This window comes from Acetobacter sp., assembly GCF_022483985.1.
Classification (GTDB): domain Bacteria; phylum Pseudomonadota; class Alphaproteobacteria; order Acetobacterales; family Acetobacteraceae; genus Acetobacter.
The window spans coordinates 1,934,147-1,951,948 of record NZ_JAKVME010000001.1; the positions used below are offsets into that span (position 1 = coordinate 1,934,147).

Here is a 17,802-nt window from a genome sequence, read left to right on the forward strand (position 1 = left end):
ATCCCGGGCTTTTCAATGGCCAGCGCTCTGATTGCTGCTGCGCTGACCGATCGGTTCGGTCAGTTTCATCGCATGCCAGCGCCGCCCCATCAAGTCGGGAGACGCACTCCACCTCGCAACTCACATATCAGACACCCGGCAAAAGACCTGCCCCTCTCTCCCCGGCCAGCCTTGTCGGCACTCTACAGTCCGGGATCTCCCGGCAACGTCTCCCAGCCCAGACCGATAATCGCCGCACGACGACGCCCCGCGCCATCCAGCCTGAGCACGATGACGTTCTGCTCTTCGAGCCATCCCAGAATACGCCGCGCGCGCCCGGTCGAGTGCGTTCCATAGACCCTGGCGACTGTTGTGTCCGAAGGACAGACCGCCTGCTCCAGCGCCGCGCGCGCCAGATAGAGAAACACCCCCTGCATGTCTTCGGGCAGCGTCGACGCCACAGCTTCCGCGTCCTGCCAGTCGGATGTTTCCGCGGCTTCAACACTGATACCGCTCCGGGCCGATGCGAGCGCACGCCGGAAACTCTTCATATCCATCGCATCCCGTCCGAATCCGGCGATACGACACCGGACGAGGAAATCCTGATAGAGCGAAGCCGGTGGACGGAATCCACCATCATCTTCCGCCAGCACATCCCGCAGAACCGCTTCCATCTGCCTGCGACGCTCACGCGGATCGACAGCGTTCTCTTCCTCGGCGGTCTCCGTTTCAGCCAGAGAAGCCCCATGTGTGGCGAGCTGTGTCAGCAAATCCGGCGGCGGCGGCGCGACGGGACGCTTTGCACGCTGCATCACCTCCGCTTCGGGCAGGGGCGCGAGAATCAGATCAGCCACCTGCTCGGTCGGAGGCCTGAACGGTTCCAGCACTGGACCCGCTGAACGGCTTTCAGTTTCAACCTTCCCGATCCGGATCGTGACAGGGCGGCGACACAGGGCCGGACCAAGCGCAACAAACGTGCCACGCTGAAGATCGCGGAAGGCTTCCGCCTGCCTCCGTTCCATTCCAAGCAGATCGGCCGCACGCGCCATGTCGATATCAAGAAACGTGCGACCCATCAGAAAGTTGGAGGCTTCAGCAGCGACGTTCTTAGCGAGCTTGGCCAGCCGCTGCGTCGCGATCACGCCGGCCAGTCCGCGCTTGCGACCACGGCACATCAGGTTGGTCATCGCCCCCAGCGAGGCCCGTCTGGCCTCATCCGAGACCTCCCCCGCAGCAGCCGGCGCGAAAAGCTGGGCCTCGTCCACCACGACCAGCACCGGATACCAGTGCGCCCGGGGCACATCGAACATGCCACCGAGAAACGCCGCCGCCCGCTTCATCTGAAGATCGGCGTCCAGTCCTTCCAGATTGAGGACCACGGACGCCCGATGCACCCGCATCCGCTCTCCCGCTGCCTGTAACGCCACTTCCGTATGTTCCGCCGCATCAATCACGAGGTGGCTGTAGGCCTCGGCGAGACTGACAAAATCGCCTTCCGGATCGATAATCGCCTGCTGCACAAGATTTCCCGTCTGCTCCAGCAGACGCCGGAGCAGATGCGATTTTCCGGAGCCCGAGTTGCCCTGCACGAGCAGACGGGTTGCAAGCAGTTCGGCGAGATTCATCATTGCCGGGCCGCCGCCGACAATCTCACCCAATTCGATGGTGCTGGTCATGACGCCCCGATACAGTCCCGACTCCTTTTCAGGCAACCAGCTCCCTCTCGGCAAGCCAGTCCAGAACGCCCTGCCCCGCAGCCCGCCCTGTCGCGATGACCGCCTGCAGAAGATAGCCTCCGGTGGGGGCTTCCCAGTCGAGCATTTCGCCGCAGGCAAAAACGCCCGGCAGCTCTTTCAGCATAAACCTCTGATCCACACCGCTCTGACAGACGCCTCCCGCAGAGGAGATGGCGCGCTCAAGGGGTTCCGTTGCGGACAGCCGTATTGGAATGGTCTTCAGACGTTGCGCCAGTTGCTCGGGGTCAGCCGGAATTTCTCCTGTTTCGCGCAACAGACCAACGGCGACAGGAGACAACTGCAATGCTTTCCGCAGACGATTGGAAAGGCTTTCCCGAGCACGGGATCGTTTCAGTCTTTCCGTCATCTGGGAGACATCGAAATCAGGGCGCAGATCAAGCAGGACGTCAGCCGTTCCATCACGCTCCAGCGCATCCCGCAGAAGCGCCGACAGGGTGTAAACCGCCCCACCTTCAAGCCCTTTCCGGGTGATCACAGCCTCCCCCCGGCAGGTTTCAGCGGCAAAAGACAAGGCTATGCGTTTCAGCGGGGCACCGGAGAATCTTTCCCTGAATCCCTCCGACCATTCGACATGAAAACCGCAGTTAGCCGGTCTCAGTGCTGCGACCGGAACACCGGCGGCAGACAGAAGGGGCACCCATCCGCCGTCGGAACCCAGCCGTGTCCAACTCCCGCCACCTAAAGCCAGCACCGTGGCGTCGGCTCTCAGGGTCTCTTCACTACCGTTCCGGGAGACCAGCACGACATCGCCGTTACTCTTCCAGCCCTGCCACCGCATTCCCGCCCGAAAATGCACTCCTCGATCCGCAAGCCGCTTCAACCAGGCCCGCAACAACGGCGACGCCTTCATCGCTTTCGGAAAAACGCGGCCGGAACTTCCCGTGAAGCAGGGCTGGCCCAGCTCTTCGGCCCACACTGTCATCATGGACGGAGAAAAAGCAGATAAAGCGGGCGCAAGCCAATCCTGAGCCGCACCATATCTCTGCAAAAAAGCGGTCTCCTGTTCGGCGTTCGTCAGGTTGAGACCACTCCGACCGGCCATCAGAAATTTACGACCGAAGCTCGGCATATGATCAACGACGGTCACCTCACAGTGTCCACCCGTCAGAATTTCAGCGGCCGCAAGTCCAGAAGGACCGCCGCCAATCACCAGCACCTGTGGCCTGCTTTGCTCTGTCATGGTGATGCCCCTGCTGTCCGTCTCTTGGGCTTCCTATCCGTAAACCGTCCGGAAAAGATAGAGGCGCGAAGAACGGCACAAAGCGGAGCAATTAAAGACGCCTTACATTACCGGCGTGCGCTGCGTCCCGGCGGGCTGCTTCAAACGCCATACATGCGCAATAATGGCTGCAACCGCCTGAAAATATTCGTATGGAATTTCAGTATCTTCCGGAAACTGATACAAGGAGCGGGCCAGAGGCGGGTTCGAGATAACGGGCACTTTCGCCTCGTAAGCAAATTCCCTGATCCGTCCAGCCAGTTCATCAGCGCCTTTCGCGACGATCTTTGGTGCGCCACTTGAGCCGACTTCATAGGACAGGGCGACGGCATAGTGAGTCGGGTTCGTGACAACCACTGTCGCTGACTGCACCGCCTTCCTGATCAGTTTCCGGCTGCGCTGCATCCGCAACTGTTTCTGACGTCCCTTGACATGGGGGTCGCCATCAGAATCCTTCATCTCATCCTTGATGTCCTGACGGCTCATTTTCAGATCCTGAAGTCTTTTGTAGCGTGTCCATCCTTCGTCAAGAACGATGATCGCCACCTGCACAACGAGAACCGCAATCAGAACCCTGAGCGTGATTTTACTTATCTGCGCCGAAAAAGTTTCAGCGGACCAGAACATCGTCCTCGGCGCGAGAACAAGGACATCCTTCACCACACCATAGAGGATAAGGGAAAAGACGACGACTTTCAGAATGGATTTCAAGGCCTCGATGAGGCTCGAAACGCCAAACATCTTCTTGATACCCTTGAGAGGATTCAATCTTCCTATGTCAGGTATCAAGGCTTCAGGACGAAACAGAAAGCCGGACTGCATCGCTGCTGTTGCAATTCCACCGGCCACAGCAGCCATAACAACAGGAAAGGCCAGCATAATCAGCATCTTGCAGCTCATTTCCAGAAGGAAAGCCGCAGTTGCGGGGTTGAGGTGAATTTCCTCAACATGATCACAGAGACCCGCCATCTGGGACATAAAGCTTCGTGCGCTGGATGGAACAATCATAACCAGAGCGATAGTGGCCAGCCCCAGACCAGAAAAGATATGAAGCTCCCTCGACTGGGCGATATTACCCTGTTCGCGGGCTTTCTCAAGTCTTCGTCCCGTTGGGGCTTCTGTATTATCACCGCTACCGGATTCTGCCATTTACGTTAAATCCGACATGAAAAAATATCTGTATTCAATGGATGAGTCCGTATCCAGGCAACTGAACCAGCCCTGCGGATGCCGCATGCGTCCAGACAGACAGCATGCCCTTAAGCAGCAGGGCCAGCAGAAATATGCCCCCCAGCAACTGAGCGGGCATTGCAAGATTGTAGACCTGCAATCCCGGCGAGAAACGACTTAGAAGCCCCAGCATGATGGGCCATATGGTGCCGATCAGAACGACGGGCATTGCCAGTTGGAATGCCAGAAAAAAGGAATACTCTGTTGCTTTAGCGACGGTTTTGGCAGCATCTCCCAGAAATGGAAAATGTCCGGGCGGAAAAATCTGATAACTGCCCACAAGCGCATTCAAAGGAAAAATATAAAGACTGGAAGAAAAAACAATCAGCGTGGTCGATAGTTGCGCCAGATGGCTCAGCGGTGTGCTTTGCGCGCCCAGTTCCGGGTCTGGCTGCAACACGTTCGATATACCAATAAATGTTGACATGATCTGAACGGAAATTGGAAAAGATAGCATCATCAGTTGCGCGAGCCATCCGATCAACGCACCGCTGAGGAAATCAGAACAAAGCAGTATGAGAAGACGGCTCGGGACCATGACGTCATCGGAGACGGCGGAAGCAAACTGCGGCTGCACAAGTGGGAACAGGAGAAGACTGACGCCGATTGCCATCGCCGCCCTGACTGTTGTCGGCGTTGACTGAAACATGAAAGCCGGAAAAGCGACAAACATCGCGGCCACTCTTGCAAGAATGGCAATAAAAATTACCGCCTGTTCTGGCAGCGTTGCAATAAACTGATCAAGATCCGGATTCAAGACGCCCCGGCAACAATCAACTGATCAAAAACATGACGGGCATATGTAACGAGTGTCCCATACATGAAAGGCCCACCCACCAGCAACGCCGCCATTGATGCGAGAAATTTGGGAAGAAACGCCAGTGTCGACTCATTGATCTGCGTTACCGCCTGAAAAATGGACACCAGCAATCCCGCAGCCATGGAAGCCAGCAATGCAGGAGCGCCTACCTTTACGGCCACAAAAAGTGTTTCTCTTAATACGGATGCCACATCAACTGAATTCATTTAATAAAATCCCGGTCAATACTTAAATCGTCATACGCATGATATCCTGATAGGACTGAATCACCTTGTCACGCACAACAGATGCAGTTTGCAGCACCATTTGAGCCTGAGACACAGAGGTAACAATATCAGTCAGGTTACCGTGCCCCGTCAGGCCCGACGCAGCCTTCATCTCGGCTTCTTTATTGCTGGAAACGGCTCCCTCGATCGCAGTTGCCAGCACGTCGCCAAATTTCTGTGCGCCTGATGCGCCGGACACGACTCCATCGGCATCATCTGCCGGCAACCCCATCTCCAAAGATGACTGGGTTTTGGCATAGGCTGCTGCGGCAGCGGAATTACTCGTGGCCGAAGTGATTATCATTTCAGAAGATCTATTGTCCGGGTTGCCATTGTGCGGGTTGTCTGAAAGGTATTCAGATTCGCCTCGTAGGATCTCTGGGCCTCATGCGAGTCAACAACCTCAACCATGGTGTTCACATTGGGCATTTTGACATAGCCCTTTGTATCCGCAGCAGGATTCGTTGGATCATAACGCATTTCGAAATCGGACATATCGTGTCCGATTTTCTTGGTCCTTATTTTTGAGACCCCCGTGTTTCTATCAAGAACATTTTCGAATGAAATGGTTTTTCTGCGATAAGGATCAGCGCCAGGTGTGGAACCGACAGTGTCCTTGTTGGCGATATTTTCTGCCACGACACGCAGTCTCTCTGACTGAGCCTCCATTCCTGCCGCGGAGATGGATAATGTCGCATTAATATCCATTATCCAATCCCTCCTTATTTACCCAGAACGGAGTTAAGCATGTTCCGATAACTTGTGTAGACATTGGTGGCGAGCCTCTGTTGATCCGATGTTTCGGCAACGAGCTGCATCTGGTTCTCAAGAGAAACGCGGTTACCGTCCAGCGACTGGGTGCCCGAAGCTTCATCTGATTTCTGATCCATGCCTTTTCTGCCAGCAATATGACGTTCCGAAGTTCTCGTAAGCTGACCGCCGAACTGAGACAGCGCACTCTCAAAGGGTGCCATATCCTTTGCGACGTATTCGGGCGTATTTGCATTCGCAATATTGGATGCCAGCAGCTGCTCGCGATTATCCAGCCATTCCAGCCGCTTCTGAGCCAGACCAAAAAGATCAACCCCACCCGCAGCGGGACGTGAAGCATCAAACATGCACAAATTCCTGTATCATGTAACCGGGACTTACCGCATCAGAAACTCAGGCAGTTATCGAGCAGAAAAACTGCAATATCGTTAACATCACGGTCAAATGGACTATTCGTTTACACAGAAAGAAAATGATCTTCTGTAAAGGAATGATTCATCTTCAGGGCCCAAATCAGACATTCCGGAACCTGGACTACGGAATATTGTCTGTATGGGATTCTACGATACGCTCTCTGTAATACTGGCTCCCATTGCCGTGCTTGTCATGATTCTGCTTAGCCGAAACGGCTGGAAAATTGCGGCACGATTTGGTGGCAACCGTCGCAGTTCGGGCACGCTGGCCATGGAATCCTCACTGGTTCTGGATACCAGAAGACGGCTGAGCGTGATCACATGGGAAGGACAACGCTTTCTCCTCCTGACAGGCGGTCCGAATGACCTTGTTGTCAGCGGAACCTATCCATTATCCACCGTGGAAGAGAACGACACATGATGGGCGCCCAACGTCTCCCATTCAGCCGCAACACTACCCTTCTGGCATTGTTTTCTCTTGCTGGCTTGACCCTGCTCGGCGGCCTGCTTCTCGCCGTCTGGCCGGGCACCGCCCACGCGCAGGCCATCAGTCTTGATCTGGGACAGAAAGCCGGGCCGGGCACAACAGGACGCCTTGTCCAGCTTTCAGCCCTGATCACCGTCATCTCTCTGGCTCCAAGCCTTCTGGTGATGGTCACCGCCTTTACGCGCATCATCATTGTCCTGTCGCTGTTGCGCGGCGCAATAGGAGCACAGGGCACACCACCAAACACGGTTCTGATCGGCCTCGCGCTCTTTCTCACTTTTTTTGTCATGCAACCCGTATTTGAAAAATCATGGGAAGATGGCATCTCGCCTCTCATCAACGGATCCATCAGTGAAATGGATGGTATAAAGGCGACAGCAGAACCCTTCCGGACATTCATGCTTCAGAACACGCGGTCTGCGGATCTGGCGACATTCGCCAGCCTCGCCCATGTCGAACCACCAAAGACCGCCGCAGATACCCCATGGCGTATTCTGATGCCTGCCTTCATGGTGGGGGAGTTACGCAGAGGCTTTGAAATGGGATTTCTGCTCTACCTGCCGTTTCTTGTCATTGATCTGGTCGTCTCAACCGTCCTCATGAGTCTGGGCATGATGATGCTGCCGCCCACGACGATTTCACTCCCGTTCAAGCTCATCTTCTTCGTGATGGTTGACGGCTGGCAACTGACGGCCGGTAGTCTGGTGAGAAGTTTCGGTGGATGAGGGAGTAATCGGCTTCCGGCAGCCTACCCGTATGTTGCAGACAACCCTGCAACATACTCGTTTTAAAACATTTCAGACCCAGTGCGGACAGTAAGACCCGCTATCCTTCAACCAGCAGCCCATCCCGCAAGGTCACCACCCGGTCCATGCGGGCAGCAAGCTCTTCATTATGGGTCGCGATCAGCGCTCCGACAGCAGAGCCGCGCACTACGCGCAGCAGTTCATCAAACACAATGTCGGCAGTGGACACATCGAGGTTTCCGGTCGGCTCATCCGCCAGCAGCACAGATGGCGCATTGGCCAGCGCACGGGCGATGGCGACACGTTGCTGTTCACCACCGGACAGTTTACCGGGCAGGTGATTTAGCCGATGCCCCAGTCCGAACACACCCAGCAACTCTTCAGCCCGACGACGGGAAACCGCCGGGGACATTCCCCCGATCATCTGCGGTAAAGCCACATTTTCACGAGCTGTAAATTCAGCGAGCAGATGATGGAACTGATAGACAAAGCCGATTTCCGAACAGCGTATGGCCGTACGGTCCTTGTCCGGCAGACGTCCCGCGTCCCGTCCGGCAACCTCGATCACGCCACCATCCGGATGATCAAGCAGACCCGCGATATGCAGCAGAGTGGATTTACCCGTGCCGGACGGGGCGACAAGAGCAACAGTTTCACCAGCACGGAGTTCAAAATTCAAGCCACGCAGGACATGCAGTGTCTCGTCGCCGCTGACATAGCAACGCGTGATGTCACGCAGGGCCAGAACTGTCTCACCCATGACGCAGAGCCTCCACCGGATCAGTCTTCGCCGCCCGCCATGACGGATAAAGCGTCGCCAGAAGCGACAGACCCAGCGCCATGACGATGATTTCGATTACCTGTCCCCAGACCAGCTTCGCCGGAAGGTGTTCAAGGTAATAGACCTCCGGATTGAACAGATTGGTGCCGGTTATTTTCTGCAACAACTGGCGGATACGTTCGATGTTTTCGCAGAACACCACCCCCAGAACCGTGCCCAGAACCGTACCTGTGACACCCACGGACGCGCCGCACATCAGGAAGATCCGCATGATCGCACCACGTGTCGCGCCAAGCGTCCGTAGCACGGCAATATCAGCCGTCTTGTCCTTCACCATCATGATGAGGGATGAAATCACATTGAAAGCCGCCACCAGAATAATCAGCGTCAGGATCAGGAACATGACATTCTGCTCGACCTGAACCGCCCCGAAGAAGGCGTTATTGCTTTTCGTCCAGTCGATCACACGGATGCGTGGATCAGCCAGCGTCTCCGTAATGGCCTGTGTTACCGGCTGCATATTTTCTGCATCGGTTGTCATGACCTGAATCTGCGTCACGGCATGCGGCTGCTGGAAATAGACCTGCGCTGCTTCGAGCGGCAGGAAAACATATCCCGCATTATAATCGTTCACACCCGCATCGAAGATCGCCACAACCTTGTAGGCTCTAACCCGGGGCACCGTACCGAATGCGGTGGCGGCTCCGTTGGGCGAGACCAGCGTGATCTTCGAACCGATCATCAGACCCGAGCGATCGGCCAGAGTAGCACCAACGGCAATGGCGTCATCGCCCTGAAAATTGTCGAGCGAACCGGCGATAATCGAGGAGCTGATTTCTTTCAGGTCCATAAGTCCCTGCTTCGTCATGCCATGCACGACACCGCCGGAACTGTAGTTGCCGACACTGAGAAGCACCTGCCCCTCCAGCAGGGGTGTGGCACTGGTGACACCCGGAACTTTCCGAACCTCGTCAGCGATGGAATCATAGTCCGTAATCGAGCGCGTGACGCTGGCGCTGTAGAGCGAAAGATCACCATTCAGGCCGAGGATGCGTCCCATCAGATCAGAGCGGAACCCGTTCATCACCGCCATGACGATGATGAGGGTCGCAACACCGAGCGAAATGCCCACCAGCGAGAAGATGGCGATCACCGAGACAAAGCGCTCGCCCTTTCTCGCCCGCAGATACCGCCCAGCGACGGCGCGCTCGAAGGAGCCGAACATCAGACGCCGAGGACTTTCGCCAGAGCGTCATCGACGGTCAGTTCGAAACGCTCACCGGTGGCGCGACGCTTCAGTTCGACCTTGCCTTCCTTCGCTCCGCGCGGCCCAACGATAATCTGCCACGGATGCCCCATCAGGTCGGCATCGGCGAACTTGGCGCCAGCGCGATCGGAACGGTCGTCATAGAGGAACTGCTCGGGAGCCTTGGCATAGAGCGCCTCGCACAGAGCGTCGCAGGTCTCGTCACCGACCTTCAGGTTCAGGATCGCGGCTTTGAACGGCGCGACATTGTCCGGCCAGATGATGCCTGCCTCGTCATGGCTGGCCTCGATGATCGCGCCGACCAGACGCGACACACCGATACCGTAAGACCCCATCTCCGGATGGACGGGCGTGCCATCAGGACCGGCGACAGTGATGTCCATCGACTTGGTGTATTTCGTGCCGAAATAGAAGATATGCGCGACCTCGATTCCGCGCCCTTCACGACGGCGCTCGGCAGGCACGGACTCCCATGCCTTCTCGTCGTGCTTCTCGTCCGTGGCGGCATAGTAAGAGGAGACGTTCTTGAAGAACTTCTCAAGATCTTCGGATTTGTCCACGTCCACCGGATCGGCGAGCCAGTCGAGCGTATCGAGCGCACCGTCATAGAACACGCCGCTCTCGCCCGTCGGTGCAAGAATCAGGAACTCGTGGCTCAGGTCGCCGCCGATCGGGCCGGTGTCAGCCACCATCGGCACGGCGCGAACGCCAAGACGCTGGAACGTACGGAGGTAGGACAGCATCATCTTGCGATAGGTATCGACAGCGCTCTTGTAGTCGATATCGAAGCCGTAGCCGTCTTTCATGTAAAATTCACGGCCACGCATTACGCCGAAACGCGGACGAATCTCGTCACGGAACTTCCACTGGATCTGATAGAGAACCTGCGGCAGCTCCTTGTAGGATTTCAGTTCCTGCCCAACAACGTCGGTGATGACTTCCTCGTTGGTTGGTCCGTAGAGCAGTTCGCGCTCGTGCCGATCCTTGATGCGCAGCATCTCGGGGCCGTAAGCGTCATAACGGCCGGAACGCTTCCACAGTTCAGCGGACTGGATGGTCGCCATCAGCACTTCCTGTGCGCCGACCCGATCCTGCTCCTCACGCACGATGTTCGCGATGTTGCGCAGAACCTTCAGACCTGCCGGAAGCCAGGTGTAGATACCCGAAGCCGTCTGCCGGACGAGACCGGCGCGGAGCATGAGCCTGTGCGACGCGATCTGGGCGTCGGACGGGGTTTCCTTGAGGGTAGGCAGAAAACTGCGTGACAGGCGCATGGTGGGCTTTCGTTCCTGCAGGACAAACATGTTGACCGGGAGCGGTCGTTCCCTTGCGTGATCCCTCACACCGGCGCTGGATGCAAGCCCCTCCCCTGTCAAAACGTCGGTTTCGTGGGCCTTGCAAGCAGAAAAGGCCGGATGGGTGAGGTTTGCCCCGCCCATCCGGCCTTCTACAGAACCGAACTTTTTACTTTACTGATCGAACGCCTGATCCGCCTTGAGCACCGCCGCCAGCAGCACGTTCGCGCCCATCTCCGCGTCGTGTTGCAGGACACTCTCCTCCTCATTGTGACTGAGACCATCCTTGCATGGCACAAAAATCATCGCCGTCGGGGCGACTTTCGCCACATAACCAGCATCATGACCGGGACCGGAAACGATCCGACGCGCGCTGTAGCCGTGCTCTGCGGCGGCAGCTTCCACCATACCGACACAGGCCGCATCAAAATGAACCGCCGGCGCGTCCCAAATCTGCACAATCTCCAGTTCGACACTGTTCTCCTGTGCGATCTTTTCGAGCTTTCCACGAAGCTCCTGTTCCATGCGTAGCACCACGGCATCATCTGGATCACGGATGTCAATGGTGAAGAACACCTCGCCCGGCACGACATTACTGCTATTGGGACGATTTTCGAGCAGCCCTACAGTGCCCACCGCACTGGGACCATGCGCCTTCGCCACTTCACTGACCGTCATGATCATCCCGGCGGACGCAACCAGCGCGTCGTGACGCATCGGCATCGGGGTCGAACCCGCATGGGCGTCCTTGCCGCGCACCGTCACCTCATACCAACGCGCGCCCTGAATGCCGGTGACAATACCGATCGTCCTGTCCTCGGCCTCCAGAATCGGCCCCTGCTCGATATGCAGTTCGAAATAGGCTGAAATCGGGTGCTGACCGCAGGGCTCCTTGCCGCGATAGCCAATCGTGTCCAGTTCATCGCCAAAACGGATACCGGCGCGATCGCGCTTGTCCAGCACTTCCGCTTCAGTGAACACGCCTGCGAACACGCCCGAACACATCATCGGCGGTGAAAAGCGCGAGCCTTCCTCGTTGGTCCAGTTGATGACCTCGATGGGATGACGCGTCGTGTAGCCGGAATTGTGCAGCGCCCGAAGCACGGACAGACCACCGAGCACGCCGAGAATACCGTCAAACTTGCCACCCGTCGGCTGCGTATCCAGATGGCTACCCATGGTGATGGGAGGCAGCGTGTTATCCGTTCCCGGACGGCGGGCAAAGAGATTGCCCATGGAGTCAAAGGAGACTTCACACCCAAGGTCAGCACAAGCCTGCATGAACCAGTCACGCACCTGCCGGTCCTCATCCGTGAGCGTCAGCCGACGGATGCCACCTTTGGGTGTGCCGCCATACCGGGCCGTTGCCATCAGGTCCACCCACAGGGCGTTGCCATCGACCCTCAGATTACTGCCTTTGACCGACTGGGACACGCTCTTTCTCCTCGTTCAGATATCAGTTCAGGAAACCAGCTGTTACGCCATGACACGATGCGGATTATTGGGATGCTCGGGCCATGTCAGATGTCCCTCGACCGGCTGCGGCTCCATCGTGATACATCCATCGACGGGGCAGACATGAGCGCACAGATTGCAGCCCACGCACTCTTCTTCAATCACCTCGTAATGACGTTCGTTTCCGACACGGGTTTTGGCAATCGCCTGATGCGACGTGTCCTCGCAGGCGATGTGACACAGACCGCAACTGACGCAGGCGTCCTGATCAATGTTCGCGATGGTCTTGAACTTCATGTTCAACTGATTCCATGGCACGAACTGCTGAAGTGCGCGACCGGAAAGTTCCTCAATCGAACTGTAGCCTTTCTGATCCATCCATGCGGAAAGACCGTCAGCCATATCCTCGACAATGCGGAAGCCATAATGCATCGCCGCCGTGCAGACCTGAAGCGTGGTCGATCCCATCGCCAGAAACTCGGCGGCATCCCGCCATGAACCAATACCGCCAATTCCTGAAATCGGCATTCCGGCCATCTCAGGATCACGAGCAATCTCGCCAATCATACGAAGGGCAATCGGCTTCACCGCAGGCCCGCAATAGCCACCATGCGTTCCCTTACCGCCAACAACCGGCATGGGCGCCATCTGGTCCAGATCGACACCGATCACGGACTGAATGGTGTTGATAAGAGACACGGCATCCGCGCCACCCCGTTTCGCTGCACGGGCAGGCATGAGAATGTTGGTGATGTTGGGCGTCAGTTTCACAATCACCGGCATGCGGGTGTTCTGCTTGCACCAGCGGGTGACCATTTCCACATATTCAGGCACCTGCCCCACGGCAGCGCCCATATTGCGCTCGGACATGCCGTGCGGACAGCCAAAGTTCAGTTCGATACCGTCCGCGCCCGTTTCCTCAACGATTGGGAGGATCGCCTTCCACTTGTCCTCCTCACACGGCACCATCAGGCTGACAATCACGGCGCGATCCGGATAATCTCTTTTGACAGACTTTATTTCCGCAATATTGGTCGCAAGAGGACGGTCGGAAATCAGCTCGATATTGTTGAGACCGATCATGCGTGCGCCGTTGAAATCCAGCGAACCATAACGCGAACTTACATTCACCACCGGAGGATCTTCGCCAAGCGTCTTCCAGACGACACCACCCCAGCCGGCCTCAAAGGCACGTCGGACATTGTATTCCTTGTCTGTCGGTGGCGCAGAGGCGAGCCAGAACGGATTGGGAGAGCGAATGCCAGCGAAAACTGTAGTCAGGTCAGCCATATTCCCGTTCCTCCCTTATGCCACATTCACAAGAGCGGCATTGATGGCTTCCGCCGCATCCCGCCCGTCACGCACCGCAGCGACCGTCAGATCTTCGCCCGGAGTGCAGTCTCCGCCAGCATACACGCCCTTCATGCTGGTGCGATATTCCGCATCCACCAGAATCCGCCCGTTCTGGATTGCAATATCTTCACCGCTGATCGGGTCATGGCAGAAAACCTGACCTACCGCCTTCAGCACCATATCCGCCGGCACAAGGAATCTGTCGTCAGCGTTGTAGACAGGCTTTCCTGCCTCATTCAGAGAGCCGCGTGAAAACTCCACGCCCGCCAGAACCCCCTGCTCCTGCACGATCGCCACGGGTGACGCCCACAGACGAACAGTAACGCCGTTCGTCTGCGCCCATTCCCGTTCGACCGCCGTTGCCGACATGTTTTCCGCACCACGACGATAAACCAGCGTCACTTCATCCGCGCCAAGCCGACGCGCCTGCACAGCAGCATCAACCGCCGTGTTACCGCCACCAATCACCACGACCCGCCTGCCGACAGGCACATCGGCTTTCGGCAGGGACCGTAGCGTTTCGATGAAGGAGACCGCGTCCTGAACGCCATCCAGCGTCTCACCTTCCATCTCCAGTTGCCGGACACCGGTGAGACCAATCGAAAGAAAGACAGCGTCATGATCCTTTTTAAGGTCTCCGACGCTGAAATCGACACCGAGCGTCTTGCCGCCGACAATCGAAATCCCTCCGACCGCAAGAAGGAAATCCACCTCCTTCTGCGCGAAATCATCTGAAAGCTTATAGGCCGCAACGCCATATTCATTCAGGCCGCCTGCTTTCGCATGACGGTCATACAGCACGACGTCATGCCCATACATGGCGAGACGATGGGCGCATGCCAGACCTGCTGGCCCCGCTCCCACAATCGCCACGCGGCGTCCTGTTTCCGGCTGGCGACGGAAAGGCTGACCGCCATGCCCCATCTGCCAGTCCGTCGCATGACGCTGCAACTGACCGATCCGAACGGGCCGCCCTTCCTCAAGCGTGTTATGGACACATTTCTGCTCACACAGAATCTCGGTCGGACAGACCCTGGCGCAGGAACCGCCAAGGATATTCGAGTCGAGAATGGTACGGGCCGACCCCTGCATGTTGCCTGTTGCAATCGCCCGGATGAAACGGGGAATATCAATACTGGTCGGGCAGGCTTCGATGCATGGCGCGTCATAGCAGTAGAAGCAGCGCTCCGCTTCCACCAGCGCCTGCTCATGGGACAACGGTGGATGCGCATCGGAAAAGTTACGAGTGAGCTCCAGATCAGTCAGACGACCGCTTAGGATATCGGGGGATGGCATTGGCTGTGTATCCATCAAGATTCTGTTCGTCCTGATGGTGGAGAATTTAATCCGGTTACGCAACATTTTTCTGACCATTTAGTCAGCTTTTTATCGGACACAAAAAAAGCCCGGCAGTTTTCACTGACGGGCTTTCCCTGATTGTCAAACAGAAATCAGAAACCGGTGGACACCGAAAAAGAAACCGACAGAGGCGGCGCGAGTGTATAGGTCGGAGCCGAACCCGCCGTATACTGTGTCCCATGCAGACCCGTTGTGGCATGAGCGAAGGGCGTCATCGAATAAACGCCGTTTCGATAAAGCGAACCCGCCAGATTCTGGAAATTGAGCTGAATCTGGGGGGAATGCAGATACCAGACATTGGAGAAACGATAACCAACAGTCAGCGAGTCCGAGATATATGAATGTAATTTCTCATCATTCATCAGTGTCGCATACTGCGATCCGACATATTTCAGGTTGAGATTAAGAAATATGTGACCGTTATCCCAGTCAATGCCCAATGCTCCCATTTCATGAGGTGTCTGGGCAGGCCGCTTCCCTTTGGTACGGAGGTAATCATTCAGATAATGAATATTCGAATCGGTGGTCGCATCGAGATATTCGAAACTGATATAGGGACGGAAATGACCAAAGATCGGTCGCGTTGCAAGCTGGACGTCGACGCCCCGTGATGTCTGATTACCAACATTCATCGTGGTCGCCATAGGCGCGCTACCGAAGTAACTCAGAACTCCCATCTGGCGGTTTGTGAAATTGTAATTGAAGAAAGAAATATCACCGACAAAGATGTCGTCATGATAGCGATAGCCGATTTCTTCATTAATCGAATATTCCGGCTTCACATTGTCCGATGGCGCCGTCGACATGCTGCCATTCACATTATACAGCTCGAACAGCGTATTGTTGTTGGGCATTTTGAAGCTGGTCGAACCACGCACATACAACTGATGATGGGAGTTGAATGTGTAACTGGCGCTGAACTGCGGCAGCGGTTCAAAAACATTCTGTCCACGATTCTGGATAATGTTGGGAACATAACTGTTCACCTTGCGATTGACCATCGCCAGACGCACGCCAGCCTGTAGTTCCAGCTTGTCATGCAGGAGCTTCAGCTTGTCCCCAAGATAAAGCATGTTCACCTGCGTAAAGGTGTTATGATTATTCAGGTACCACTTTTTACCTTCAGCAGTGCGGTAGATGCTTGGACCATAATCGCCATAAATATTGGCAGGACCACCATCATTCTGATTGATGTAGGATACCGGGGTCGCCTGATTGGTTCGTGACCATTCATACCACCAGCCAAAGGTGAGCGTGTTGATCCCTTTGGTCCATGTTACTTTCGCGTTATTACCTGTCCTGTGGTAACTGAAATAAAGTGGTGAGTAAACGGTCGTGCCATTGGCGACATTCACGTCTACAGGCTGATTGCCAGAAAAAGTCTGACCATCTTCAATCGTACTCACACCACCAATGCTGCCGGACCCCCACCAGAGATAAGGCGTATCATCAAACCGCAGACCGTCAGCCAGCTTCAGGGACAGCGGCGCGGAAGCAATCAGATTCTGGAAAGCATCAAGTCCGTACTTGTAATAGTTCGTCCGGTCGTTTTTATTGAAGTGGGAACTGTAATCCAGTTTCTTACCATACTGCGCGAACTGGTCCTTTGTCGGGTACATATCAAGCTGTAACTCATTGGTGTTGTAGCTGGCATTGAGCGTCCAGTTACTTTCCGGTGTGAAATCCTTCACCAGCTTGAAATCGACATGCTTGCGAGTGAACTTGCCCGGGCCACGCCAGTTATCTGATGCCGTATTGGAAAAGGATGCGAAGGCACGCACGCCTGTTTTCCCGATATCACCGGTTTCCAGCCGCACGAACTCTCTGTGCATGTTATAGGAGCCATAGGAGAAATCGACAAAACCACCGCGCTTGTGGGATGGGTCGATCAGTTCGGCATAAGCGGCGCCAGCAGCAGCCGAGATACTTGGCGTATCAATATCGACTGATCCCGGCGTCAGAGAAACCGATTTCAGGTTGTCACCATCCGATGTCTGGTTGGCATAAAAGCCACCGTCGCCCACGTCATTGACCGGTGCACCATTATAGATCCAGCCGACATGGTCACCAGGGAGTCCGCGCAGGGTCAGGTTACCACCGGCAATACCATAGGGTTCAGTCAACGAGACAAAGGCGCTGGGCGTCAGTGACAGCACCTGCACAGGATTGGCGGACGGAGGCTGCTTCGATATGAAATCCCTTGTTACAGACTGGATGGTTCCGGCACGCGTTTCGAGACGCATAAGACCGCCACCCGGCTGCCGTCCCGTCACACCCTGCGCGGAGGCTGTGCGGCCTGTCACTTGAATTGCTTCTCCGGGACCACTTGCCTTTATGGAACGCGGTCTGGAGGCAGCCGGTTTCCGTGCAACACCATGTCCAGCGGCAGCTTTTGTCGCCTTTGCAGGAAAGGTCGTCTCCTGAGCCACCGCCAGCTCAGTTAGAATTGTTTCTCCACAGATCGTCCCCGCCAGGAGGAAATGAAAAACTGAAAGGCGTTTTCGGACCATGTTCTCTTCCCGCTCCCGCATCGAAAAGCAAAGGTGATCAATGCAGGGTAACTATAATTTTTTAATCCGGATTCGCAACGATAATTCGACCATC

17 protein-coding genes are annotated in these 17,802 nt (G+C 56.0%); 2 read left to right on the forward strand and 15 right to left on the reverse strand.

Annotation, left to right across the window (positions count from 1 at the left end; translation table 11 throughout):
- Nucleotides 1-182 precede the first annotated feature (182 nt).
- The 8 genes from LKE90_RS08590 to LKE90_RS08625 form a co-directional block, all read right to left on the reverse strand.
- Nucleotides 183-1,655: an ATP-binding protein gene (locus tag LKE90_RS08590; RefSeq protein WP_291494150.1), complete on the reverse strand. Its 1,473-nt coding sequence runs from the start codon at nt 1,653-1,655 to the stop codon at nt 183-185.
- A gap of 28 nt (nt 1,656-1,683) precedes the next feature.
- Entirely contained in the window at nt 1,684-2,916 is a 1,233-nt protein-coding gene (locus LKE90_RS08595; RefSeq protein WP_291494149.1) for a TIGR03862 family flavoprotein, read from the reverse strand.
- Nucleotides 2,917-3,018: 102 nt separating this feature from the next.
- Nucleotides 3,019-4,104 carry an EscU/YscU/HrcU family type III secretion system export apparatus switch protein gene (locus LKE90_RS08600; RefSeq protein ID WP_291494148.1) on the reverse strand — a complete coding sequence of 362 codons (1,086 nt, stop codon included), beginning with the start codon at nt 4,102-4,104 and terminating at the stop codon, nt 3,019-3,021.
- A 34-nt stretch (nt 4,105-4,138) separates the two neighbouring features.
- Nucleotides 4,139-4,942 carry a flagellar biosynthetic protein FliR gene (locus LKE90_RS08605; RefSeq protein ID WP_291494147.1) on the reverse strand — a complete coding sequence of 268 codons (804 nt, stop codon included), beginning with the start codon at nt 4,940-4,942 and terminating at the stop codon, nt 4,139-4,141.
- Complete coding sequence (locus LKE90_RS08610) at nt 4,939-5,211, reverse strand: flagellar biosynthetic protein FliQ (protein ID WP_291494146.1); 273 nt, start codon at nt 5,209-5,211, stop codon at nt 4,939-4,941. Before LKE90_RS08610 ends, LKE90_RS08605 begins: the two co-directional genes overlap by 4 nt.
- Nucleotides 5,212-5,233: 22 nt before the next feature.
- On the reverse strand, nt 5,234-5,575 hold the full coding sequence (locus LKE90_RS08615; protein WP_291494144.1) for a flagellar hook-basal body complex protein FliE: 342 nt from the start codon (nt 5,573-5,575) through the stop codon (nt 5,234-5,236).
- Nucleotides 5,572-5,979, reverse strand: coding sequence for a flagellar basal body rod protein FlgC (flgC, locus tag LKE90_RS08620; RefSeq protein ID WP_291494142.1), 408 nt, complete (start codon nt 5,977-5,979; stop codon nt 5,572-5,574). Before flgC ends, LKE90_RS08615 begins: the two co-directional genes overlap by 4 nt.
- A 14-nt stretch (nt 5,980-5,993) precedes the next feature.
- Nucleotides 5,994-6,389, reverse strand: coding sequence for a flagellar basal body rod protein FlgB (locus LKE90_RS08625; protein WP_291494141.1), 396 nt, complete (start codon nt 6,387-6,389; stop codon nt 5,994-5,996).
- A 205-nt stretch (nt 6,390-6,594) separates the two neighbouring features.
- Here LKE90_RS08625 and LKE90_RS08630 point away from each other — a divergent pair, with 205 nt between their 5' ends.
- Both LKE90_RS08630 and fliP read left to right on the forward strand, forming a co-directional pair.
- Nucleotides 6,595-6,876, forward strand: a complete 282-nt coding sequence (locus LKE90_RS08630; RefSeq protein WP_291494139.1) for a hypothetical protein — start codon at nt 6,595-6,597, stop codon at nt 6,874-6,876.
- Nucleotides 6,873-7,667 (forward strand): flagellar type III secretion system pore protein FliP, encoded by a 795-nt coding sequence (gene fliP / locus LKE90_RS08635; RefSeq protein ID WP_291494137.1) that lies wholly within the window; start codon nt 6,873-6,875, stop codon nt 7,665-7,667. The genes LKE90_RS08630 and fliP overlap by 4 nt, the downstream gene beginning before the upstream one ends.
- A 100-nt stretch (nt 7,668-7,767) precedes the next feature.
- On the opposite strand, the gene LKE90_RS08640 is transcribed toward fliP, so the two are convergent.
- The 7 genes from LKE90_RS08640 to LKE90_RS08670 form a co-directional block, all read right to left on the reverse strand.
- Nucleotides 7,768-8,448 carry an ABC transporter ATP-binding protein gene (locus LKE90_RS08640; protein ID WP_291494135.1) on the reverse strand — a complete coding sequence of 227 codons (681 nt, stop codon included), beginning with the start codon at nt 8,446-8,448 and terminating at the stop codon, nt 7,768-7,770.
- Nucleotides 8,441-9,694: a lipoprotein-releasing ABC transporter permease subunit gene (locus LKE90_RS08645; RefSeq protein ID WP_291494133.1), complete on the reverse strand. Its 1,254-nt coding sequence runs from the start codon at nt 9,692-9,694 to the stop codon at nt 8,441-8,443. Before LKE90_RS08645 ends, LKE90_RS08640 begins: the two co-directional genes overlap by 8 nt.
- Complete coding sequence (gene proS / locus LKE90_RS08650; protein ID WP_291494131.1) at nt 9,694-11,010, reverse strand: proline--tRNA ligase; 1,317 nt, start codon at nt 11,008-11,010, stop codon at nt 9,694-9,696. The genes LKE90_RS08645 and proS overlap by 1 nt, the downstream gene beginning before the upstream one ends.
- Nucleotides 11,011-11,205: 195 nt before the next feature.
- The gene (locus LKE90_RS08655) at nt 11,206-12,465 is read right to left on the reverse strand and encodes a M20 family metallo-hydrolase (protein WP_291494129.1); all 1,260 of its coding nucleotides are present in this window, start codon (nt 12,463-12,465) and stop codon (nt 11,206-11,208) included.
- 42 nt (nt 12,466-12,507) lie between these two features.
- Nucleotides 12,508-13,776, reverse strand: coding sequence for an NAD-dependent dihydropyrimidine dehydrogenase subunit PreA (preA, locus tag LKE90_RS08660; protein WP_291494127.1), 1,269 nt, complete (start codon nt 13,774-13,776; stop codon nt 12,508-12,510).
- 15 nt (nt 13,777-13,791) lie between these two features.
- The gene (locus LKE90_RS08665) at nt 13,792-15,150 is read right to left on the reverse strand and encodes an NAD(P)-dependent oxidoreductase (protein WP_408737093.1); all 1,359 of its coding nucleotides are present in this window, start codon (nt 15,148-15,150) and stop codon (nt 13,792-13,794) included.
- A gap of 140 nt (nt 15,151-15,290) precedes the next feature.
- Nucleotides 15,291-17,441: a TonB-dependent receptor gene (locus LKE90_RS08670; RefSeq protein ID WP_407066101.1), complete on the reverse strand. Its 2,151-nt coding sequence runs from the start codon at nt 17,439-17,441 to the stop codon at nt 15,291-15,293.
- Nucleotides 17,442-17,802 lie beyond the last annotated feature (361 nt).